Annotated in this window: 3 protein-coding genes; 1 reads left to right on the plus strand and 2 read right to left on the minus strand. The window is 65.3% G+C overall.

Annotated elements, in window-relative coordinates; all coding sequences use genetic code 11:
- Positions 1 to 50: 50 nt before the first annotated feature.
- Positions 51 to 746, plus strand: coding sequence for an ABC transporter ATP-binding protein (locus tag B2W70_RS10585; protein WP_286745557.1), 696 nt, complete (start codon positions 51 to 53; stop codon positions 744 to 746).
- A 24-nt stretch (positions 747 to 770) separates the two neighbouring features.
- Here B2W70_RS10585 and B2W70_RS10590 read toward each other — a convergent pair whose 3' ends face one another.
- Together B2W70_RS10590 and B2W70_RS10595 are read right to left on the minus strand one after the other, a co-directional pair.
- Complete coding sequence (locus tag B2W70_RS10590; RefSeq protein ID WP_286745558.1) at positions 771 to 1,853, minus strand: 2Fe-2S iron-sulfur cluster binding domain-containing protein; 1,083 nt, start codon at positions 1,851 to 1,853, stop codon at positions 771 to 773.
- An 81-nt stretch (positions 1,854 to 1,934) separates the two neighbouring features.
- Positions 1,935 to 2,837 (minus strand): alkane 1-monooxygenase (locus B2W70_RS10595; protein ID WP_286745560.1); only part of this gene is annotated, 903 nt, incomplete at its 5' end.

Consider the following 2,837-nt stretch of genomic DNA (forward strand, 5'->3'; position numbering starts at 1 on the left):
CCGAGGCGCAAGCCGCCGAAGCGACCACGTCTGCCGCAGGAGCCTGAGACATGTTGAAGATCGAAAACCTGCACGCTTTCTACGGCAAGAGCCACATCCTCCACGGCGTCGACATGGAGGTCAAACCTGGCGAGATCGTCAGCCTGCTGGGTCGCAACGGCTCTGGCCGATCGACCACCATCAAGGCCATCATGGGCCTGGTCGATGGTCATGGCTCTATCAAGTGGCAGGACAAGGAAATGCTGGGCACCAAGCCCTACGACATCGCCCGCCATGGCATCGGCTACGTGCCCGAGAGCCGCGACGTCTTCCCCAAGCTGACGGTGGAGCAGAACCTGCTGCTGGGTCAGCAGTCGGGGCGCAAGAAGGGACGCTGGAGCCTGGACGACATGTACCAGATGTTCCCGCGCCTCAAGGAGCGCCAGCACACCGAGGCCGGCGTGATGTCGGGGGGTGAGCAGCAGATGCTGACCTTGTGCCGCACGCTCATGGGCGACCCCGACCTGATCATGATCGACGAGCCGACCGAAGGCCTGGCGCCCAAGATCGTCGAGCTGGTGGGCGAGTACCTCAAGGAGCTGAAAAAGCGCGGCCTGGGCGTGCTGCTGGTCGAGCAGAAGCTCACCATCGCGCTCGACATCTCGCAGCGTTGCTACGTGATGGGCCACGGCGAGGTCGTCTTCCACGGCACGCCGGACGAACTCCGCGCCGACAAGTACGTGCGGCGCGAGTGGCTCGAGGTCTGACCGTTTGCAGCGCTCCGGCCTGCCTCAACGCAGGGCCGGGGTGTTGCTGCGGTCGAGGAACTTGTCGAAGTGGATGCGGGTGGCGGCAACGCCCCCGTTCTGCAAGGCGCTGACGCAGGCATCGATCATCGCGGGCGGGCCACACAGGTAAGCGCTGTGCTCGGCCATGCGCTCGCCCAGCAGGGCGGGCAGGTGCTCGTTGACCAGGCCCCGTTTGCCCTGCCAGCTGCTGCCTTCGGGCTCTGCCGACAGGATGGCCTCGAAGTGAAACCGCCCGCTCCAGGCGCGACGGATCTGGTCGATGGCGTCCAGGCCGTACACATCTGCCTGGGTCCTGGCGCCCATCACGATGACCAGCGGTCGCATGGCTTGCTTGTCGCGGATGGCTTGCTCGAGGATCGCCTGGATTGGCGCCAAGCCACTGCCGCCTGCGATGCACACGATCGGCCCCACGTCGGGACGCAAGGCGAAGCTGCCGTGTGGGCCGATCAGGCTCAAGCTCTCCCCCGTCCTGTCTTGCGCGAACAGCCACTCGGTGAAGGCCCCACCCGGCACCTTGCGGATCCAGAAATCCAGCAGGGTGGGCGTGGCGCCGACTGGCGCGCGCGCGAACGAGTAGCTGCGCACTTCCTTGCCGGTGCCGCCTGCGGCCGCTGGCAGCGCGATGTCGACGTACTGGCCCGCTGAGTGGGGCAGCGCCTGTTCGGTCTCGATGCTGAGGTGAAGGATGTCGTGGGTCAGTGCGCGGCTGCCCGTGATCCGGCCACGGGTCTCGGTGACCGGGTGGGCGGTGGCCTGCTCGCGCAGCTTGACCTCGATCACCACGTCCGAGCGTGGCTGGCTCTGACAGGCGAGGATGTAGTTCTGCTGGAGTTCTTCGGCAGACAGCAGGTAGGTCTTGTCGGTGAGCTCTTTGACCTTGCCTGAGACCAGTCGGCATTTGCATTCACCGCAACCACCGACCCGGCAGTTGTGCGGGAACGCAATGCCGTTTTGCAGGGCGGTCAGCAACAAGCTGTCTTTGGCTGCAGCGGTGATGGGCGCGCCTGTCGGGTTGACCTGCAGCTGAAACTCGCTGGGGCTGCGTCGGAAGAATCGTTCGAACACGGGATGGCCTTGTCGGATTGAAACCGCAGCGACCCATGCCACTTTCGGCTGGGCCGCTCCTGGGAGTGGTGGACGTGGGGCTCAGCTCAGCTTGGCCTGGGCGATCTTCAAGCCCGACATGCCGCTTTGCTGGCTGGCTTGTTTGGCCAGCTTGCGCTCTGCGGGCGAGGCGTGCTGCTCATCCCATTCGTTCAAGGCCGGGGTCATCATCTTCTTGAACAACGGTGGCACCAGGGCGATCAGCAGCATCGACAGGTAGCCATTGGGCAGCATGGGTGCGTTCGGGTAGGCAGAGAGCGTCCAGTAGGGGGCTTCGCCTTCGGCGTGGTGGTGCGAGTGGCGCGCCAGGCTGAACAGCACGTTGGTGCTCGCCCAGTGGTTCGAGTTCCAGGAGTGGCGAGGCTGGACCGGCTCACCGGGCACGCGCACCAGGCCGTAGTGCTCGAAGTAATTGGTGATCTCCAGGTACTGCTTGCCGACGAACGCAATGAGCGCCCAGAACCCCACGCCGGGCCAGCCTGCGATCGCGTAGGCCGCCACGAAGAGCGCGATGTTTTCGAGGTTGCCGCGCAGGAAGGGGCTGGCAAACGGGTTCCACACCGACTTGCCGATCTTCTTGAGGCGAGCGCGCTCGACCTGGTAGGCGTGCACGTAGCTCATGATGGTCGAGCGCACGGTGAACTTGTAGAAGCTCTCGCCGCGACGCGCCGTGGCAGCGTCGGCATTGGTGCCCACTTGCACGTGGTGGCCGTAGACGTGTTCGATGGCGAACGAGGTGTCGCAGGTGAAGGCCAGCATCCAGCGGCCCATGAACAGGTCGAACGCGCTGCCCGTGCGGTGGGTCAACTCGTGACCGGTGACGGTGCCGCCCACGGCGTTCATCAGGCCCACGGTGATGATGCAGCCGGCCCATTGCACCCAGTGCGTGGTGGCTTCGCGGCCGGCGAACAGGTCCAGGTCGGCGTGCTCCTTCATCCAGGCGCC

Source organism: Aquabacterium sp. UBA2148 (assembly GCF_002328915.1).
Classification (GTDB): Bacteria; Pseudomonadota; Gammaproteobacteria; order Burkholderiales; family Burkholderiaceae_C; genus Aquabacterium; species Aquabacterium parvum.

Excerpts from the sequence above, each read along its gene's own strand:
- B2W70_RS10585 (WP_286745557.1), top strand. The coding sequence starts at position 51 with ATGTTGAAGATCGAAAACCTGCACGCTTTCTACGGCAAGAGCCACATC.